General features: G+C 59.1%; 10 protein-coding genes and 1 pseudogene. 9 read left to right on the forward strand and 2 right to left on the reverse strand.

Annotation, left to right across the window (positions count from 1 at the left end):
* The first annotated feature begins 17 nt into the window (after positions 1-17).
* The 6 genes from NP603_RS15890 to NP603_RS15915 all read left to right on the forward strand — a co-directional run bounded on the left by NP603_RS15890 (position 18) and on the right by NP603_RS15915 (position 11,685).
* Positions 18-2,219, forward strand: coding sequence for a primosomal protein N' (locus tag NP603_RS15890; protein ID WP_256611931.1), 2,202 nt, complete (start codon positions 18-20; stop codon positions 2,217-2,219).
* Positions 2,220-2,393: 174 nt separating this feature from the next.
* A complete protein-coding gene (locus NP603_RS15895) occupies positions 2,394-3,146 on the forward strand; it encodes a DUF5765 domain-containing protein (RefSeq protein WP_054763480.1) in 753 nt (250 codons plus the stop codon).
* A gap of 3 nt (positions 3,147-3,149) precedes the next feature.
* Positions 3,150-3,821 carry an NAD(P)H-dependent oxidoreductase gene (locus NP603_RS15900; protein WP_256611932.1) on the forward strand — a complete coding sequence of 224 codons (672 nt, stop codon included), beginning with the start codon at positions 3,150-3,152 and terminating at the stop codon, positions 3,819-3,821.
* Positions 3,822-4,096: 275 nt separating this feature from the next.
* Positions 4,097-6,247, forward strand: a complete 2,151-nt coding sequence (locus NP603_RS15905) for a TonB-dependent receptor plug domain-containing protein (protein ID WP_256611933.1) — start codon at positions 4,097-4,099, stop codon at positions 6,245-6,247.
* Between the two features lie 63 nt (positions 6,248-6,310).
* Positions 6,311-7,240, forward strand: coding sequence for an ABC transporter substrate-binding protein (locus tag NP603_RS15910; RefSeq protein WP_256611934.1), 930 nt, complete (start codon positions 6,311-6,313; stop codon positions 7,238-7,240).
* Between the two features lie 5 nt (positions 7,241-7,245).
* The gene (locus tag NP603_RS15915) at positions 7,246-11,685 is read left to right on the forward strand and encodes an EAL domain-containing protein (protein ID WP_256611935.1); all 4,440 of its coding nucleotides are present in this window, start codon (positions 7,246-7,248) and stop codon (positions 11,683-11,685) included.
* On the opposite strand, the gene NP603_RS15920 is transcribed toward NP603_RS15915, so the two are convergent.
* Together NP603_RS15920 and NP603_RS15925 are read right to left on the reverse strand one after the other, a co-directional pair.
* Positions 11,682-12,236 (reverse strand): C40 family peptidase, encoded by a 555-nt coding sequence (locus tag NP603_RS15920; protein WP_256611936.1) that lies wholly within the window; start codon positions 12,234-12,236, stop codon positions 11,682-11,684. The genes NP603_RS15915 and NP603_RS15920 overlap by 4 nt on opposite strands.
* Positions 12,237-12,315: 79 nt before the next feature.
* Entirely contained in the window at positions 12,316-14,265 is a 1,950-nt protein-coding gene (locus NP603_RS15925) for a serine/threonine protein kinase (protein ID WP_256611937.1), read from the reverse strand.
* A 709-nt stretch (positions 14,266-14,974) separates the two neighbouring features.
* On the opposite strand from NP603_RS15925, the pseudogene NP603_RS22050 reads away from it, so the two are divergent.
* From NP603_RS22050 to NP603_RS15935, 3 genes and pseudogenes are all read left to right on the forward strand, one after another.
* Positions 14,975-15,631 (forward strand): annotated as a pseudogene (locus NP603_RS22050) (DUF6531 domain-containing protein); the annotation flags it as partial.
* 60 nt (positions 15,632-15,691) lie between these two features.
* Entirely contained in the window at positions 15,692-19,342 is a 3,651-nt protein-coding gene (locus NP603_RS15930; protein ID WP_256611938.1) for an RHS repeat-associated core domain-containing protein, read from the forward strand.
* Positions 19,323-19,898: a hypothetical protein gene (locus tag NP603_RS15935; RefSeq protein ID WP_256611939.1), complete on the forward strand. Its 576-nt coding sequence runs from the start codon at positions 19,323-19,325 to the stop codon at positions 19,896-19,898. Before NP603_RS15930 ends, NP603_RS15935 begins: the two co-directional genes overlap by 20 nt.
* Positions 19,899-19,920: the final 22 nt, after the last annotated feature.

Genomic DNA, 19,920 nt, shown 5'->3' on the forward strand with positions numbered 1-19,920 from the left:
AAAACGCCTCATCAAATATGTCCAACTGTGACGTTTCCGGCAAATTAATTCTGAAAGTTGCAGCCCCGGTTCCGTTAGAACGCATTTTCGATTACCTGCCTCCGCAAGATTGCGACGGGAGAAGTTTGCGCCCAGGCAGCAGGGTCCTGGTGCCGTTCGGCAACCGGCGCCAGGTCGGCGTGCTGTTGGCTGTGGCAGCCGACTCGGAAGTGGCCGTCGAACGCTTGAAACCGGCGATTGCGGTTCTGGACCAAACTCCCCTGCTTGCCGAGACCGATCTGAAGCTGTTGCATTGGGCTGCCCGCTATTACCACCATCCGCTCGGCGAAGTGATGGCCGCCGCGTTTCCGGTGGCGCTGCGCCAGGGCAAGCCGGCCGTGTTGGACCTGCCTTACGGTTACGGGCTCAGCCCGGCGGGACGAGAAACCGATTTGCAGGCTTTGAGCCGTGCGCCCAAGCAACAGGCCTTGCTGCAACGGTTGCAGGCCGGGGTTTTGCCGGAGGCTGACCTGGCCGATTGCCGGCCGGCGTTGAAGGCCTTATTGGACAAAGGCCTGGCCGAACGCCGCGAGCTGCCGCCGAGCGCGGCAGCTGCGGTTGCCGAGCCGGCGTTGGCCGCCAACGCCGAGCAGCAGGCGGCGATAGCGGGGGTGGTGGCCGGGCTCGGCCGGTTTTCGGTGTCGCTGTTGGAGGGCGTGACCGGCAGCGGCAAGACCGAAGTTTATATGCAGATCATTGCCAGCGTGTTGGCGCAGGGCAAGCAGGTCTTGGTGCTGTTGCCGGAAATCAGCCTGACGCCGCAACTCGAACAGCGCTTTCGCCGCCGCTTCGCCGTAGCTATGGTGGCGACCCACTCCAAACTCACCGACAGCCAGCGGTTGCAGGCCTGGTTGAGTATGCAGCAGGGGCGGGCGGCGATCATGCTCGGTACCCGTTCTGCGCTGTTCACGCCGTTGCAACGGCCGGGCCTGATCATTCTCGACGAAGAACACGACAGCTCGTTCAAACAGCAGGAGGGCTTCCGCTTCTCCGCCCGCGACGTGGCCGTGGCCCGCGCCAAGATGCTGAATATTCCGGTATTGCTGGGTTCGGCCACGCCGTCGCTGGAAAGTCTGGCCAATGGCGCCGACGGTCGCTACCGCCTGCTGCATTTGCCGAACCGGGCCGGCACGGCGGTGGCGCCCAGCTTTCAGTTACTGGATATCCGCAACAAGCGGCTGCAATCCGGCCTGTCCGAACCGCTGTTGGCGGAAATCCGCGCGGCATTGGACGACGGGCAGCAGGTGTTGCTGTTTCTGAATCGGCGCGGTTACGCTCCGGTACAGATCTGCCACGGTTGCGGCTGGGTATCGCGCTGCAGGCGTTGCGACGCCAACCTCGTGATCCATGCCGGCGAGCGCCTGTTGCGCTGCCACCATTGCGGCGCCGAACATCCGTTGATCAAACTCTGCCCGGCTTGCGGCACCGGCGAATTGCAGGCGCTGGGGCTCGGTACCGAACGTATCGAGCAGACCTTGGCCGAATTGTTTCCGGAACGAAACCTGGTGCGGCTGGACAAGGACACGACCCAGCGCAAAGGCGCATTGGAGGGTTACCTGGAGCAAATCCACGCCGGCCGGGCCGAAATCATCCTCGGTACCCAGATGCTGGCCAAGGGCCACCATTTTCCGGGCGTGACGTTGGTGGCGATTCTGGACATCGACAGCGGTCTGTTCAGCATCGACTTTCACGGTGCGGAGCGTCTGGCGCAGTTGATCGTGCAAGTCGCCGGGCGGGCCGGGCGGGCCGAGCGGCCGGGCCGGGTGATTTTGCAGACCCGCCAGCCACAACATCCGCTGTTGAACACGTTGTTGCGACAGGGTTACCGCGCCTTTGCCGACAGCGCCTTGCAGGAGCGGCGCCAGGCCGGCTTGCCGCCGTTCAGCCACCAGGCCCTGTTGCGGGCGCAAGCGGGCGGCAGCGATGCGCCGCGCCGGTTTCTGCAGGCCGTCTGCGCGGCAATCGCCGAGCTGGGTGCCGGCAGCACCCAAGTCTTGGGGCCGGTTGCGGCGCCGATGGCGCGCCGCGCCGGCGCCTACCGTTACCAATTGCTGTTGCAAAGTCCGCGGCGCAAGGATTTGCACCGCTTGTTGGACGCTCTGCTACCCAGGTTCTACCAGCTCCCGGAGGCAAAAAAAGTGCGTTGGTCTTTGGACGTCGACCCGCTGGATTTGTACTGAGCCGCCGGCAAAATCCGGCTTAACGGCTACGGTTTTATGTAATAATTTCGCCCCTTTGTGACCCGGTCGCAATTAAAGCCATGGCTATCTTGGCCGTTGCGGCGCCGTAAGGCGCCGAGTTGGCGCAGGTAGCCATACCTATAACTATAAAGTATAAAAAAGGGGTATTTTCCGATGTGCTGGAGTGGAGAGGCGTCAGGCGTTTTGGCTGCCGCGGGTTTGGCAACCGCCGTTTACGTGGCGTACAAGGGCGAATCCAAGGAGCTGTGGATTCCTTTGACTTATTTTGCATTGATGGAGCTGTTGCAGGCGGCGACATACGTTTATATCGATTTATGCGATAACCCGAACAACCAGGTGTTGACGCTGCTCGGCTATCTGCATATCGCGTTTCAGCCGTTCTTCGTGAATATGGTGGCGATGTACTTCGTGCCTGAAAGCGTCAAGTTGAAGATCAAAACTACGGTGTATACGCTGTGTGCGATCAGTTCGTTGGCGATGCTGATCAAAATGTACCCGTTCGCCTGGGCCGGCGATTGCGTACCGGGCACCGAAGGCTTCTGCGGCACCCAAACCTGCTCGGTATCCGGCGCCTGGCACATCGCCTGGCAAATGCCGCTGAACGGGTTGATGTCGCAGCCGGTGGAATGGCTGCTCGGTTTCAACTGGGGCTTGCATGCGTTTGCCTATATCCTGGCGGCGTTTTATTTGCCGATCATTTACGGTTCCTGGCGTTTCGTCGCCTTCCACTACCTGATCGGGCCGTGGATTTCCGACATTACCACCGACGATCCCAACGAGTATTGTGCGGTCTGGTGCCTGTTTTCGATTGCGTTGTGCGTGTCGGTAATCAAGACGCCGATCCGCAAACATCTGCATGTGACCAAATGGCCGTTCTACCAACGCGAAGTGGGCGATAGCTTGTAAGCCATGGCGACCAGCAAACAGGACATTCTCGACGCCTTCCAATTCCGCCACGCCTGCAAGGAGTTCGACGCCGAACGCAAAATCCCCGGCGCCGACTTCGAGTTCATCCTGGAAACGGCTCGGCTGTCGCCGAGTTCGTTCGGGCTGGAACCGTGGCGGTTTCTGGTCGTGCAAAATCCGCAATTGCGCGAAAAGCTGCGCCAATTCACCTGGGGCGGACAAAAGCAATTGCCCACGGCCAGCCACGTGGTACTGACCCTGGTGCGCAAGAGCCACTTCATGCGTTACGACAGTGCCTATCTGCAATACATGATGCGCGAAGTCCAGCACTATCCGGAAGACATCATTCAGTTGCGCAGCGGCCTGATCGAAAAATTCCAGCGCAGCGATTTCGATCTGCTAGGGTCGGAGCGCACGCTGACCGATTGGGCCACCCGGCAAACCTATCTGCCGTTGGCCAATATGATGACGGCGGCGGCGCTGATCGGTATCGATTCCTGTCCGATCGAGGGCTTCGAGCGTGCCGAAGTCGAGCGGATTCTGGCCGAACAGGCCGGTGTCGATCTCGACCAGTGGGCGGCGGCGTATATGGTGGCTTTCGGTTACCGGAAAAATCCGCCGCCGCGGCCGAAAACCCGGCAATGCCTGGAGCAAGTGGTCGAATGGCTAGCGTAGCTTGAGCTAGCCGAACGCATTGCTTTCCCGCCCGGCCGCCAACCTGCGCCGGGCGTTTAACTCCCCTCCAGCGCCGCCGATGGCGGCGCAGCCGGCAAATCCGCCGGTTCTCCGATAGCAGCCGGCATCCGGCCACCGATGCCGCCGGCCTCGGGCTCGGCCGATTTGGTCTAATATTGCCCGCAGTTACACTCGGCGGGATCTTTGTTGTATCCTCGCTGGCTGTGGTGATCGATAACAATTAATCTAAAAAAGATTTCACCCAGGAGTTAGCCATGTTCCGCTTTCTGTTTTTCGCCGCCTGCGCCGCATGTTTTGGCACGGCCGCTACGGCGCAGCCGGTTTCGACCGAAGAGGAAGAGCGGGCGTTGTCGCAGATCTACGGCGGCGAGGAAATGGTCAGTATCGCCTCCGGCTACAAACAGCCGATTTCGCAAGCGCCGTCGATCGCCACGGTGGTTACCGCCGCCGATATCAAAGCCATCGGCGCCACCGATATCGACGAAGTCTTGGAAACCGTGCCCGGTTTGCACGTGCAGCGCAATACTATCGGTTACAACCCGATCTACACCTTCCGCGGGATCTTCTCGCAGTTCAATCAACAGGTGCTGATGATGGTCAACGGCATCCCGATCACCAATTCCTACACCGGCAGCCGCAGCGAAGTCTGGGGCGGCATGCCGATCCGCGATATCGCCCGGATCGAGGTGGTGCGTGGGCCGGGCTCCGCGGTTTACGGCGCCGACGCCTTCGCCGGCGTGATCAACGTCATCACCAAAACCCGCCGGGACATCGACGGTAGCGAGATCGGCGGCCGCGTCGGCAGTTTCGATAGCTACGATGGTTGGGCCTTGCACGGCGCCGAGTGGGCTGGCTTCGACGTGGCTCTGGCGGTGGAATACCACAATACCGCCGGACAAAACGCGGTGGTCGATGCCGATTTGCAAAGCCAGTTCGACCGGCTGTTCGGTACTAGCGCCTCGCTGGCGCCGGGGCCGCTGAGTTTGTCGCGCGAGAATCTGGACGCCCGTATCGATTTGGCGCGCGGCCATTGGCGTTTTCGCGGCGGCCTGCAACACCGCGGCAATTTCGGTGTCGGTTCCGGCGTGGCCCAGGCGCTGGATTCGACGGCCCGCTACGGCAGCGACCGCTGGAACGCCGATATCACCTACCAAAATACCGATATCGAGAATTGGGAATGGACCAGCCAGGCCAGCTATTTCGAAACCAGCCAGGAAATCGAACGCAACCTGACCTTATTCCCGCCCGGCTCCACGTTGCCGATCGGCGCCAATGGCCAAATCGGCGCCGGCGCACCGGTCACGTTTCCGAACGGCTATATCGGCAATCCGGAAGTCTGGGAGCGCCACGTCCGGGTCAGCCAGATGCTGGCCTATAGCGGTTTTCGCCGGCACCAGATCCGCAGCGGGATCGGATTCAATTACGACAGCCTGTTCCAGGCCCGCGTCAGCCAGAACTTCGGCATCGATCCGGGGTCCGGGCTGCCGATACCGTCGTTGCCGGGCATTCCGCTAATCGACGTGTCCGGGACTGCGTCGACCTTCATTCCGGAGGTGGACCGTAAAATCGCCTACCTTTTTTTTCAGGACCAGTGGAATTTCGCCAACGACTGGACCCTGACCGCCGGCGCCCGCTACGACCGCTATTCCGATTTCGGCAATACCTTCAATCCCAGGGCGGCCTTGATCTGGGAGGCCGGTTACGACCTGACCGCAAAATTGATGTACGGTTCGGCGTTTCGGGCGCCGTCGTTCCAGGAAATGTATATCCTGAACAATCCGGCCCAGATCGGGAATCCGCAACTAAAGCCGGAGACCATGGAGAATCTGGAATTGGGCTTCGATTACCGCCCGGCCGACGGTTTGCGTTTTGGCCTGAATTTTTTCGGCTACTGGTGGAAAGACATCATCCGCTTCGTGCCGGATAGCAATGCCACCACCGCCACGGCCCAGAACCGGGGCGCGCAACAGGGTTACGGCGGCGAATTCGAAGCGGAATGGCAGGCGGCCGATAGCCTGAAATTGGTCGGCAACTACGCCTACCAGCGCAGCCGCGACGAAACTTTGCACCACGATGCCGGCTACGGGCCTCAGCATCAGCTTTATCTGCGGATGAACTGGCAGTTTTTACCCGACTGGAGTTTCAGCCCGCAGGCCAAATGGATCGTCGGCCGCAGCCGCAGTTTCGGCGACAGCCGCGAGCCGGTTGCCGACTATACCTGGGTCGATTTGACCCTGCGCCGGCAAAACCTGGCCAAGCATGTGGAACTGGCGTTTTCGGTGCGCAATTTATTCGACGTCAGCGCCCGCGAGCCGAGTTTGGCCGGCAGTCCGCAGCCCGGCATCCCCAACGACTTGCCGTTGGCGCCGCGCAGTTTCTACGGCGAAATCAGCGTGAACTTTTAAGCGGCCGGCCGGCGCCCCGGCCTGCAGACGTACAACCCAGGAGTGAATTTGTTCGACCGACTAATGTTACCGATTTGGCTGACGCTGGTTTTGACGTGCAGCTACGCGAATGCGTTGGCGCAAACGCCGACGGTGGGCATCGTCTATCCGGAAGTGCGCGAACCTTACCGTTCGGTGTTCTTGGAAATCGCCCGCGGCATGGAGCAGGAACTGGGCAGGCCGGTTGCCCATTATTTGCTGAGCGAGCGCGATACCTCGCCGGAACGGCTGATCGCCGACTTGAAGAACGACCGCATCGATGTGGTGGTCACGCTGGGCCGGGCCGGGTTGGCAATGGCCAAGGGCCTGGTTGGCGTGTTGCCGGTGGTGATAGGCGCGACTATCGTCCGGCCGGAGGAGGCGCCGCAAGGTCTGACCGGAATCAGCCTGACGCCGGCGCCGGAAGCGATGTTCGACCAACTGAAAAAACTGGTGCCCAACGTCAAGAAAATCACCGTGATTTACGATCCTCGCCAAACCGCCTGGGAGATTCGCCACGCCGAGCGCGCCGCGCAGGAACGCGGTTTGGTGTTGCAGGCGCAACCCACCGCCAGTTTGCGCGACGCGTCGGATTCCTTCCGCCAGATCCTGATCGACATCAAGGACAACTCGATTGCATTGTGGCTGCCGCGGGAAAATGCGGCGCTGGACGAACAATCCTTGTTCCCGGAAGTGCTGCGCGAGGCCTGGGAAAAGAACTTCGTGGTGTTTTCCAGCAACCTGGACCACGTGCGCAAGGGCGCGTTGTTTTCGTTATACCCGGATAATTTTGGCATGGGCCGCAGTCTGGCCAGTTTGGCCGTGCAACAAGTCCAGCCCGGCGGCAAGCTGGAGCCGGTCAAATTGCTGCGCGATTTGCTGGTGGCCGTCAATTTACGCACGGCCGAGCATCTGGGCCTGCAGTTTTCGAATCAGACGCGGCGGGAGTTCGCGATGGTTTTCCCCGCCCCGTAGAGCCGATGGCGTCGTTAGCGCGGTTCCGCCTCGGGCGGACGAGTTTTCTGCAACAATTGACCGTAACGTTTACCTGCGGTCTGTTGGTGATCTCGTTGGTGTCCTCGTTCGGCATCTCGGAGTTGTCGTACGGCGTGGTCCGCGACAAGTGGCTGGCGCAGGGCCGGCAGTCGACCGAGGTCTTCGCCGCGCAAAGCGCATTGGCCTTGCTCTACGCCAGCCGCGAGAACGCCGACGAGCCGGCCAGGCGCTTTCTGGACTCGCCCGACGTATTGGGGGTGGCGATTTACAACACCAACCGGGAAGCCTTGCTCGAACTGGGCGAATCGACCCAGCCGGTCGGCGCGACCGCTGCGGTTTGGCCGGAAACGTTGCAATTGGTCGAGGAAACCGAGCAGGCTTGGTTTTTTGCCGCGCCGGTTTTTGCCCGCAGCGGTGGCGAACGGGCTTCGCCGTTCGAGGCGCAAACCCCCGGCCCGGAATTGATCGGCTACGTGCGGGTGGCGATCGGCAAACAATCCCTGCTGGCGATGAAGCGGCAGATCCAATGCGTAACGCTGCTGGTATCGGGCGGAGCGGCATTGGTGTTCTTCGTGTTTTTGCTGGCCATGGCCCGGCGCCTGACCTTGCCGATCCAGCAATTGGCGAAGCGAATGGGGCGAGCCTCCGCCGGCGAGAAGAACGTCAGGGCCAGATTGTCCGGGCCCAGGGATATCACCGACATGGGCGCGGCATTCAATACCATGATGCAGGTACTGGAAACCCGCGAACAACTGTTGGAGCAGGCCAGAGATAAAGCCCTGGAGTCGGCCCGTTTGAAAGGCGAATTCGCCGCCAACGTCAGTCACGAATTGCGCACGCCGCTGAACGCGGTACTGGGCATGCTGGAATTGCTGCAAGACATGGGATTGACGCCCAAGCAATTGGAATATTCGATCGTGGCGCGCAATGCCGGCGAGTCGCTGCTGAAACTGATCGAGGACATTCTGGACTTTTCGCGGATCGAGGCCGGCATGTTGAAGTGCCAGCCGACCGATTTTGTCTTGCACGAAACCTTGGAAGAGGTCGTCGAACTGATGGCAGCTCAGGCCAGACGCAAGAACCTGCAACTAAGCTACAAAATCGGCGAACGCATACCCGCCGTGTTGCACGGCGAAGCCGGCCGCGTGCGCCAGGTATTGATCAATCTGGTCGGCAACGCGTTGAAATTCACCGAGCGGGGCGTTATCGAACTGAGCGTCGAGGCGGAACCGACCGGCCAAGATTCACTGATGCTGCGCTTCAGCGTCGCCGATACCGGCTTGGGTATCCCGGCGGCGGTCCAGGAGCGGATTTTCGATGCCTTCGTGCAAGCCGACGGCTCCAGTACCCGCCATCACGAAGGTGCCGGCCTAGGGCTGGCCATATGCCGGCAGCTGGTGCAGTTGATGGGCGGGCGCATCGGCGTCGACAGTCGGCCCGGCCACGGCAGCCGTTTCTGGTTTAGCGTGCCGTTCGCCACCCCGCGCGGCAGCGCAACCCTGGCCGCGGCGCGACGGGAATATTTTGCCGATCTGCGCATTCTGTTGGTCACAGACAATGAACAAACCCGTAGTTTCCTGACCGGCCATTTCGACGCCTGGCAAATCGCCTACCAGCATAGCGGTTGCGGCAGCCGGATCGGCGAACTGTTGCAAGTCGCGCATGGCCAAGGCCAGGCCTACAGGTGCTTGGTGGTCGACGTCGAGGACGCTGCCGGTTGCGAATGGATCGAAGGTATCGGCGCGGCGGCGTTGGCGGGCACGAGCATCATCTTGTTACACGATACCGGTTTCGAATCCCGGATCGACGCTGTGCCGAATTTGGCCGCCCGTTTGGCCAAGCCAATAAAGCCGGTCGATCTTTACGATGTGCTGTTGAGCGCCGGTTGCGGCCGCAATGCCACGGCCGGCGCAGATCCGCAAGCGGCCGCGGCCGAGCCGGATTTGGCGTTGAATGTGCTGGTGGTAGAGGATAACCGGGCTGGGCAAATGGTGGCAGCCGGCATGCTGGAACGCTTGGGCTGCCGTTACCAAATCGCCGCCTCCGGGGCGGAAGCCTTGGAGAGGGTGGAATGCGCGGCGTTCGACGTGGTGCTGATGGACTGCCATATGCCCGGCATCGATGGCTTCGAAGCCACGCGAAGCATCCGGACGCTACCGGGGGCGCCGGGCCGGGTACCGATCATCGCGATGACGGCCAACGCCTTGCGTGGCGACGAAGAGCTGTGCCGTTCCGCCGGCATGGACGATTTCCTGGCAAAACCGATCAAGCTGAAGGCATTGCGGCAAAAATTGCTCGACTACACCGAAAATCGGCGGCTGCCGCTTGCTGAGGCAAGCGAGGCCGCGCCGGCGCCTGCCGGGGCTGAGCCGGCGACTCTGGACCATGAAGCCTTGTCGCAACTGCACGAGGAAATCGGCGCGGCGTACGCCAAAATGGTTCGCTACTTTTTAGAGGATGCACCGCCGCAGATCGCGCAAATCGGTCAGGCCGTGCGGGACGCGGACCTAGGCAGTTTGCGGGAACTGGCGCATGGCTTGAAAGGCGCCGCCCGTAATTTGGGTGCGGAAAAACTGGCGGAAATAGCCCGCCAATTGGAAATGGCGGCCGAGAGCGGCGCCTTGGCCGCAGATGCCGATCGCATGGCCGAGGGCCTACTAGGCGAATTCCGCACGCTGGAACGGCTTCTGCTGGCGGAAATCGAGATCCGGCCGGCCGGCGAGCATCCCTTGGTCCCGAACGGGCCGCGGGTGTTGGTGGCCGACGACGACCGGGTTATGCGCGCGGCTTTGCAGGACATCTTGCAGCAGGACGGCTACACCGTCGATTTGGCCGTCACTGGCCGGCAGGCCGTGGCTCTGTGCGCGCGGCAAATGGCCGATCTGATTTTGATGGACGCGATGATGCCGGAAATGGACGGTTTCGCCGCTTGCAAAGCCATCCGCGCATTGCCGCACGGCGCGGAAGTGCCGATCCTGATGATAACTGCGTTGGAGAACGAACATTCGGTCGAATTGGCCTTTTCCACCGGCGCAAACGATTTCATTCCCAAGCCGATTCATTTCACGGTGTTGCGCAAGCGTATCGCCCATTTGCTGAAAGCCAGCCAAAGCCAGCGCAGCTTGAACCGGCTGGCCTACCACGATCCGTTGACCAATCTGCCCAACCGGGTGCAGTTTATGGAGCGCTTGAATCGGGTACTGGCAAAACCGGCGGCGGTGCCGGCCCAGCACGCGGTGCTGTTTCTGGATCTGGACCGCTTCAAACTGACCAACGACACGATGGGCCACGATGTCGGCGACCTGATGCTGAAGGCCGCCGCCGAGCGGATTCAGGCCTGCGTCCGCCGCGAAGACATGGTGTCGCGCTTCGGCGGCGACGAATTCATCCTGTTGCTGGAGCATATCGGCAATCCGCAGGATGCTGCGGCGGTGGCGCAAAAAATCTGTAACGCCATCGCCAAGCCGTTCGCGTTGATGGGGCAGGAGTTTTATATCAGCTCCAGTATCGGCATTTCCTTGTACCCGTACGACGGCAAGGACAGTGGCCTGCTGGTCAAGCACGCCGACACCGCGATGTACCGGGCCAAGGAGCAGGGCAATACCTTTTGCTTCTACGAACAGAGCATGGAGTTTGCGGTTTCCAGCAAATTGCGCCTGGAAAGCGATTTGCGCCGGGCCTTGCAGCGCCGCGAATTCTTTCTGCATTACCAACCGCAGATCGATTTGGATTCCGGCCGCGTCATTGGCGCCGAGGCCTTGATTCGTTGGCGGCATCCGGAATTGGGCATGATTTCGCCGGACCAGTTCATTCCGGTGGCGGAAGAAATCGGCTTGATCGAAGAGATCGGCGCCTGGGTGCTGCGCGAGGCCTGCCGGCAGAACCGGTTTTGGCAACAAAACGGCCACCCGCCTTTTGTCATCGCGGTCAACGTTTCGGCCAAACAATTGGACCGGGAGGATTTTGCCGAACAAGTGATCGCCATCCTGCACGAATCCGGGCTGGCGGCCGAATATCTGGAATTGGAATTGACCGAAAGCCTGTTCATCCGCAATCCGGAGCAAAAACGCGAAATTCTGGCGCGGTTGAAAGCCGCCGGGATGCAAATATCGATCGACGATTTCGGCACCGGCTATTCCAGTTTGAACCAACTGAAACATTTCGTATTCGACAAACTGAAAATCGACAAATCCTTCGTCGCCAACATCATGCACGACGAAGATGCCGCGGCGATCGTGCGGGTGATCATTTCGATCGCCGGGATTCTAAAATTCGAAGTCATCGCCGAGGGCGTGGAAACCGCGGAGCAGGCCGGCTATTTACGGCAAAACCATTGCAAGCAGGCGCAAGGCTATCTGTTCGGCAAACCGATGCCGGCCGACGAATTTTCGGCGTTGATTGGCAGAGCGAGCGACCGGGGTTAATTGAAGCCGCAGCCGGCGCCAAGGTCGTTGAAAGACAAGGCTTGGCGGTTGAGCGGTCGGCGTACGCCGATGAAGCGCTCGCGCCAATAGGGCTGGCGCAGGTCGGAGACCATGACCCGGCCGCTGCGGGCGCTCGGCGCATGGACGAATTGTTCGCCGCCGATATAAATGCCGACGTGGGAGTAGGGCCGTTCGGTGTTGAAAAACAACAGATCGCCGGGCAGGCGCTGTTCCGGCGCCACGGCCGGCAGTTGCCGCGCCAACGATTGGGTGTCGCGCGGCAGGCGCAATCCCTGGCGGTAGTACACGTAATACACCAGGCCGCTGCAATCGAACCCTTCGCTGGGCGATTCGCCGCCGTAAACATAAGGTGCGCCCTGCAATTGCAGCGCTTCGGCAACGGCCATCCGGTTGCCGCCTTCGGTTTGCGGCAGGGTGATCGGCGGCGCCTTTTCGGTACTGGCGCAACCGGCCAATTGGCCGAGCGCTAGGGCCAGCAGCCAAGGGCCGGCGGAACGGCAAATCCGAAAATCCGAACAAGATTTGAACATCGGCAGTATCAACAACGTAAGCGAACCGCGCTTAGTATAGTGGGTCCGGGCGCGACGCGCTCGCGGATTCGGGGCCGGCTTACCACGCTTCCAATACCACGACTTTCCATTCCCGGTTGGTGACCGGTCTCAGGCTGACCCATGAAGCAATGCGGCGGCCGCTGTATGCGGCCGGATTCTGGTAATAACCGACGCCGGCATCCTGGGCGGCGATATGTCTGGCCAATTCGCGCAATTCCGGCAACGCGGCGTAGCGTTCCTCGCGGAACAGATTCAAGCCGATTTCGTCGCGGTCGGTATCGAACAAAATCAAGCCGTCGTCCTGAATCACCCAGATGGTTCGGCCCGGCAGTTGCAGTTCCGGCGCCAATAGTTCACCCAATAACTCGGCGGCTTTAAAGCGTCCGGAAACGAAGCCGGCTAGCGTGTTGCCGATTCTGACAGGCACCACCAAGGTGATGGCCTGATAGCCTTCCGGCGCCGGATAGACTCGACTCAATGCCGGTTCGCCGGTTTGCAGCACTTGGCGGTTGTGCTCCAGTTGCGAGGTATCGGCGCCCCGGGCCTGTCGGTATTGGTCCGGCGCCACCGCGACGATGGTGCCGGGAGCCCGGGTCGTAGCGACGCTGACCAGTCGCGGGTAGCGCGCCAGCAAGCTTTCGAGTAATGGCCCCGCGGCGGCCAGTTCGGCGGCGGATTTGATGCGCGCGGCGGTTTGCGTCAAGCCGGCCTGGGTCTGTTCGAATTCGACGCCGATTTTGGCGGCAATCGTGTCGGCGCTGCTCAGGTTGGCGTTGGAGATTCGGGTCACGTCGGCCAGCGCTTGCTCGGCGCGTTGCTGCTGTTGTTTGGCAAGCTCGCCCTCGGCTTCAGCTACTTGCCGGGCTTGATGCGCTTCGACGCCGAACTTGAACGCCAATCCGGCGCCGGCCAGGATCGAAACCAACACCGCGGCGCTGGCCGACAGCGCAAGTTTGTTGCGGGCGATGAAGCGGCGCAGCAATTCGCCGCGGGTATAGGCATAGGTATTGACCAGGCGGCCGTCGCGGAAGGCGCGCAACTCTTCGGCCAGCGCGCCGGCGTCTTTAAAGCGCAGGCTTTGGCGTTTGGACAGCGCCTTGTTGCAAATCGCGATCAATTCCGCCGGGGCCGCCAGTTTGGGATTGCGGGCGTCCGGCATCGACGCCGCCGAGACCAATTGCGACATGATCTGGTCGGCATTGCCTTGCAGCGGCGGCCGGCCGTTCAGCAGGTAGTAAAGGATGCAGCCGAGGGCGAACACGTCGGAGCGGGCATCGATCTCGCCAAACTCCGGATCGGCCTGCTCCGGCGCCATATAGGCCGGCGTGCCGAGAATGTCGCCGAATTGGGTCAGGTCGGCGTCGTGGTGTTGCGGATGCGACGCCGGCAGCGGCGTTTCCGCTTCGTTTTCCACTTTGGCTAGGCCCCAATCCAGCACGATGGTCTCGCCGAACGGCCCCAACACGATATTGCCGGGTTTGAGGTCGCGGTGCACGACGCCTTTGGAATGGGCGTAGGCCAGGGCCTCGCAGACGTCGATCACCCGGTCCAGTAAGGCCAGGCGTTTGGATAAGGCGTGTTCGGCCAACGGCTCGTTGTTGCATTCTTTCAGAGCCTTGGCCAGCGTGTCGCCGCGCACCAGCCGCATCACGTAATACGGCGCGCCGCTTTGTTTGACGCCGAGGTCGTAGACCGGGACGATGCTTGGATGCTCCAGCCGGCCGGTAATACGGGCTTCGCGCAGAAAGCGCGCATTCAAGGCCATGTCTTCGTTGGCGGCCTGATCCAGCATTTCCTTGATCGCCACTTCCCGGCCGATGCGCTGGTCGAAGCCCAGCAACACCCGGCCGACGCCGCCGGCGCCGACCGCGCCGCGCAACGAATAATCGCCGCCGTACAGATCGTCCGCTGCCGGAGCGTCGCCCAAGGTCCGGCGTTGTGGACGCGACTGGATGATGGTGACGTCGTCCAGCGGCAGCATGCGGGTAATATCGTCTTCCGGAGCCATGGTTGCGGTTCGCAAAATTGTGACTCGCCAAGTATAGGCGGCCGGATTGGCGGTGTTTCGCAATGGCCGGCAAATTGCGGATTTTTGCTGGATTGATCGGCGGGTTCGGTTTTAGGGTTGGTAGGTTCGGATTGCGGTTATGTTTAGCCAGTTTGATGACGGGAAGTCATCGGGATTTCCGAGAAGTAGCTGCGGGACTGGAATCGTTATTGGCTGGCGCATCCGGAATAAGGCAGATAAGGGCTGGCTTCTCTACGTTGTGGCTGGGAGGATTCATCAACCCTTCTGTCCTGGCATAAAACGGAACTCGGGCGCGCAACGCCTTCCAGAATCAAAACTTTCCCATCCGGCTGCCGTGAGAGAGTGAGAGTTAGTTGGCAATTTTCTAACAAATTCGATTGAAACGGAGAAATTCACCACGACAACGATTGAAATATCAAGTTAGGCGGCTATGTTTCTGCGTTAGGGTTATGCGTCAGCGCTTAAAGGACCGAGAATTAGCAGAACATAAACTAATCCAGAACGGACTGTCTCTAAGTTGCCTAAATTTCATAGGGAGCCAGATGTGAATCGCGATTTCAAAAATCACAGGGGAAAAAGGGGCGGGTCTGGTAATTAAGTGTCCTTGAAAGGCTTTTCTATATTTCTGGACCTGACAGTTGTAGACCATCTTTTTAAATTCGGGTTATTCTTAATAAAAGAGCCTAATATGAAAAATTTTTTTTTAATTTTGTTTTTGCTGCTTTTTTCTCAATTGGTTTTCGCTCAACAAATTAGGTTCTATGCGAATCAATCCTTAGCTCGTGCTGGTTGTAGTGTTTCTGCTGATAACACTGGTTACGGTCCCTGGATTCAATATAATATTGGTCCTGATTGTCCAGTTGGTCATAATGGGCATGCGTTTTATACGCAAGGTCAATGGAATATTTATAATGGGTATACCGCAGTTTGTTTTTATTGCGAGCCTGGGTATTCTTTAACCTCTTCCCAGTATGTCGATGTAAATACAGGTGCTGTTGTTACTTGTTCTTCTGGTCAGGAGGTTGTTAACGGTTCTTGTGTATCTACTTGCCCGCCTGGAAAAACATACAATTCCGCATCCAACCAATGCTACACCGCCTATACCATTCCATCCGAAAACCTAGGCAAACCTAAAGTCTGCGTTGGCAATCCCTGCGACGCCTCGACCGGTAACAAATACCAAGCTGAAACCGACTTTGAAAACGATGTCATCGGACTGGGTTTTACCCGCTATTACAACAGCGGCGCTTTCAATGTAAGTGGGGCGTTAGGTTATGGCTGGAACCATCAATTTGCCCCGAGCCTGGAAATTCTGACCGGCAAGATTTTTATCCACCAAGCCGATGGCCGCGCCGAATGGTTCACGCTGACCAACGGCACCTGGAGCGGTGATGCCGACAGTCGCTTGCGCCTGACCCAGGACGCCGGCGGTTACACGCTGACCGACGCCGCCGGCGCTGTCGAGCGTTACGACAACGGCGGTCGCATCCTGTCGCGTACCGAAACCAACGGCCGCGTTACCGCTTTTACCTACGACGCGTCGCAACGGCTCAGTAGCGTCACCGGGCCGTTCGGCCATACCCTGCAGTTGAGCTACGACAGCGCCAACCGTATTGCCCGCGCGACCTATCCCGACGGATTGTTCAGCCAGTACCAATACGACAGCCAGGGCAACCTGAGCCAAGCCAGCTACCAGGACGGCAGTATTCGCCGCTACCATTACGAAAATACCACTTTTCCGCACGCGCTGACCGGCATCACCGACGAAAACGGCGCCCGCTTCGCCACCTGGAGTTACGACGGCCAAGGCCGGGCCAACCTGTCGCAGCATGCCGGCGGTGCCGAGCAAGTGAGTCTGGTCTACAACAGCGACAACAGTACCGATGTCACCGATAGCTTGAATACGGCTCGGCATTACACCTTCCAAAACGTGCTGAACGTTTTGAAACTCGCCGGCCTTAGCCAGCCCGGTGCGAGCGGTGGCGGTACGGCGACCCAAACCCGTAGCTACGACGCCAACGGCAACCTTGCCAGCCAAACCGACTTCAACGGCAACCTCAGCTGTTACGCTTACGACCTGAGCCGCAACCTGGAAACCGTGCGCGTGGAAGGCTTGCCGGCCGGTTCCGGTTGTCCCGCCAATTTAGCGGCGTACAACCCAACCGCCGGCAGCAGCATCCGCAAAGTCAGTACCCAGTGGCACGCCAGCTACCGGCTGCCGACTCAAATCGACGAAGCCGGCCGCCGCAAAAGCTTCAGTTACGACACCGGCGGCAACCTGCTGCGCAAAACCGTCACCGATACCGCGAGCCAACAAAGCCGCAGTTGGAGTTACACCTACAACAGCCTCGGCCAAATTCTGACCGTCGACGGCCCGCGCACCGACGTTAGCGACGTCACCAGCTACCGCTATTACACGGATACCGCGGCCACCCACCATATCGGCGACCTGTGGCAGATCAGCAATGCCCTGGGCCACAACACCACCTTTACCGCCTACGACGCCAACGGCCGACCGCTCGGCCTGACCGCAGCCAACGGCCTGGTGATCGGCTTCGTTTACGACGCCCGCGGCCGGCTGACCCAAAAAAATGTCGGCGGCAACATTACCCGCTACGACTACGATCCGGCCGGCAATTTGACTAAAGTCACCCGGCCCAGCGGCGTGTTTTTCCGCTACACCTACGACGCCGCCCACCGCCTGACCGACATTACCGACGCCTTGGGCGGGCGGATTCATTACACGCTGGACGCCATCGGCAATCGGACCAAAGAAGAGATTCTCGATAGCAGCGGCACCGTCGTCAAAACCCGCAGCCGGGTATTCGACGCCTTGTCCCGCCTGCAACAAGACATCGGCGCCTACAACCAAACCACGAGCTACGCCTACGACGCCAACGGCAATCTGACTCAAACCACCGATGCCGCCGGCCACGTCAGCCAGCGCCAATACGACAGCCTGGACCGGCTGATCCGCACCACCGACGCCTTGAACGGCCAAACCGACTACTATTACGACGCTCAGGACCACCTGACCCAAGTCACCGACGCCGCCGGTCACAACACCGGATACACCTACAACGGCCTGGGCGACTTGACCCGCCTCGACAGCCCCAACACCGGCGCGACTCAATACGCCTACGACGCCGCCGGCAACCTGACTCAAACCACCGACGCCGCCAACGTCACTGCCCTCTACCAATACGACGCCCTCAACCGTCTGCTGGGTATCGATTATCCGGGCAGCGAAGCTGACGCCGAATTCGGTTACGACGGCACTGCCGGCAATATTGCCGGTCAGCAAGGCCGGTTGACCGACGCCCGCCGCGGCGATATCGCTACCCGCTACCAATTCGACCTGCGCGGCAATCTGCTCGGCAGCGCGGTACGCAGACCATCCAATGGCACCGTACTCAGCGAGTTGGCTTTTGGCTACGATGCCGACGACCGCGTCGTCCAAACCCAGCCCGCCAGCGGCCGCCGCCTACAGTACGAATACGACGCCGCCGGACAAGTCCGGCGCCTGCAAGTCGCCGACACCGTATCCGGCACCACCACCACCCGGCTGCTGGCGGACAACATCGTCCATCTGCCGTTCGGCCCGGTCGCCGGCCTGACCTACGGCAACGGCCTCAGCGACAGCCGCCAATACGACCTGGATTACCGCCTGACCCGGCAGACCGCCGGCAACCTGTTCCGCCAACAATACGGTTACGACAGCCTGGGTAACATGACCTTGAGCAACGACGAAACCGCCAGTCTGGCCCAACAAACTTACACCTACGACGCCGTCGGCGAATTAACCGCTCTGAGCCATGCCAATCCGCTGCAAAACCGGAATTACCAATACGATGCGGTAGGTAACCGTACCCAGCAGTCCAGTCCCAGCGGCGGCACGACGGATTATCGGTACGATCCGGACAGCCAGCAATTGTTGGGGACGGTGATGGGCAGCCCTGCGACCGGCCAACAACTCAACCACTTCCGGAGCGACGCCCGCGGCGCAATCGACCGCTCGCAAACCGAACTGAAATCGTCGTTCTGGAATGTGCTCAGCACGCCGGTCGCTTACCTGTACGCCCCGGACCAGCGCCTGGTGCAGATCAATAGCGGCAGCAGCACCCTGGCCGGCTACGCCTACGACGCCTTCGGCCGCCGGGTCGGCAAAACCCGGCCGGGCAGGCCGTTGCAAACCTTCGCCTACGCCGGCAGCCAGCTACTGGCCGAAAACGCCGGCACGCCCAGCCACTACGCCTACCTGGACGGCCAACCGCTGGCCCGCATCGACGGCAGCGCCGCCAACAGCCCGATCTACTACTTTCACAACCACCCGCTGGGCGTGCCGCTGAAAGCCAGCAATACCGCCGGGCAAACCGTCTGGGCAGCCCAGCTCCAACCCTTCGGCCTGATGCAGACCACCACGAACGCCATCAGCCAACACCTGCGCTTCCCCGGCCAGTACTTCGACGCCGAATCCGGCCTGCACTACAATATGGCCCGCTATTACTCGCCCGAACTCGGCCGCTATCTGCAATCCGACCCGATTGGGTTGGCGGGGGGCATTAATACCTACACCTATGTTGAGAATAATCCGGTTAATTTTATTGATCCTTTGGGTCTATATAAAACTCTAGGTTGCTCTCCTAGACAAGAGAAAAAGGTAAAAAATTACTGTGAAGTTGCTACTAAAAAAGCAAATGAATTCGGCATTGGCGATAAGTTTCAATCAACATTAGATAGTGCTACTGTCAGTTGTGAACCTCCTCCAATTTATAAAGACAGTTGTGGCGGAAGACATCCTGACAAACCAATTATTTATCTAAGCTTTAAGTTAGATCCAAATATTTATTTTTGTAATAAGCCTGCTGCGGTTTTACACGAAATTTCGCATCTCCCTCCAATAAGCTTTGATGAAGCAGATGCGTACAAGTTGGAATATAATGCTTTTCCCTCTGATCCTCGGTTTACTCCTGAATTATTTAACGAAGAGTATGATCATGCAAGTGATGCGCTAAAACAAAAATACAGAAACTATTATGAAAATAATTTTCAATAAATTAGGCCGCTATTTTTTGATATTAACAGTCGTTGTTTTATTTATACCGCTTTATGTGCAAGCTAACAATCAAAGGTTTTTAGCTGTCGTCGAATCAATTTCTGTGCCTGAATCAGATACTATTTTTTTCGCAAAAACAGATGGCTATAAAAAGATTGATAATGGATTTGTCACTTCTTCTGGAGAATCGTTATCTGTAGTCATACTAAAAGTGGATGTCGTCAAAGTATTTAGAGGCAACATTAAGCCTGGTGAAAAACACCTGATTTGTACTTGGTTTTATCCTGGGGATCCTGAATTTGATTTTTATTACAATGGCGATGGTAGTGAAATAACTGTATTAGGCACGCAAACACCTTTTACTATCCAACTACCAAAGCTTCTAGATTATTTTATAGGTGGCTTCAATCGCGAATCTGTAATAAGAAAAGGGCTAAAGCTACCTACAAAATTCATTAAGGATAAATCTCGTATTTTTAAAACCTTTTCTAAAGCTGACGATAAAATTATCAGAAATGCCTGCAATGAGCCCGATGCTTGGGAAAATTTAAAATAACGACCGTACGGCGGGGCAGAAG

Origin of the sequence: Methylomonas aurea (assembly GCF_024505045.1) — a bacterium.
Classification (GTDB): domain Bacteria; phylum Pseudomonadota; class Gammaproteobacteria; order Methylococcales; family Methylomonadaceae; genus Methylomonas; species Methylomonas aurea.

What these genes read in the sequence shown, in the direction of transcription:
- NP603_RS15890 (WP_256611931.1), top strand. Translation starts at nt 18, where the DNA reads ATGTCCAACTGTGACGTTTCCGGCAAATTAATTCTGAAAGTTGCAGCC.
- NP603_RS15895 (WP_054763480.1), top strand. Translation starts at nt 2,394, where the DNA reads ATGTGCTGGAGTGGAGAGGCGTCAGGCGTTTTGGCTGCCGCGGGTTTG.
- NP603_RS15900 (WP_256611932.1), top strand. Translation starts at nt 3,150, where the DNA reads ATGGCGACCAGCAAACAGGACATTCTCGACGCCTTCCAATTCCGCCAC.
- NP603_RS15905 (WP_256611933.1), top strand. Translation starts at nt 4,097, where the DNA reads ATGTTCCGCTTTCTGTTTTTCGCCGCCTGCGCCGCATGTTTTGGCACG.
- NP603_RS15910 (WP_256611934.1), top strand. Translation starts at nt 6,311, where the DNA reads ATGTTACCGATTTGGCTGACGCTGGTTTTGACGTGCAGCTACGCGAAT.
- NP603_RS15915 (WP_256611935.1), top strand. Translation starts at nt 7,246, where the DNA reads ATGGCGTCGTTAGCGCGGTTCCGCCTCGGGCGGACGAGTTTTCTGCAA.
- NP603_RS15920 (WP_256611936.1), bottom strand. Translation starts at nt 12,236, where the DNA reads ATGTTCAAATCTTGTTCGGATTTTCGGATTTGCCGTTCCGCCGGCCCT.
- NP603_RS15925 (WP_256611937.1), bottom strand. Translation starts at nt 14,265, where the DNA reads ATGGCTCCGGAAGACGATATTACCCGCATGCTGCCGCTGGACGACGTC.
- NP603_RS15935 (WP_256611939.1), top strand. Translation starts at nt 19,323, where the DNA reads ATGAAAATAATTTTCAATAAATTAGGCCGCTATTTTTTGATATTAACA.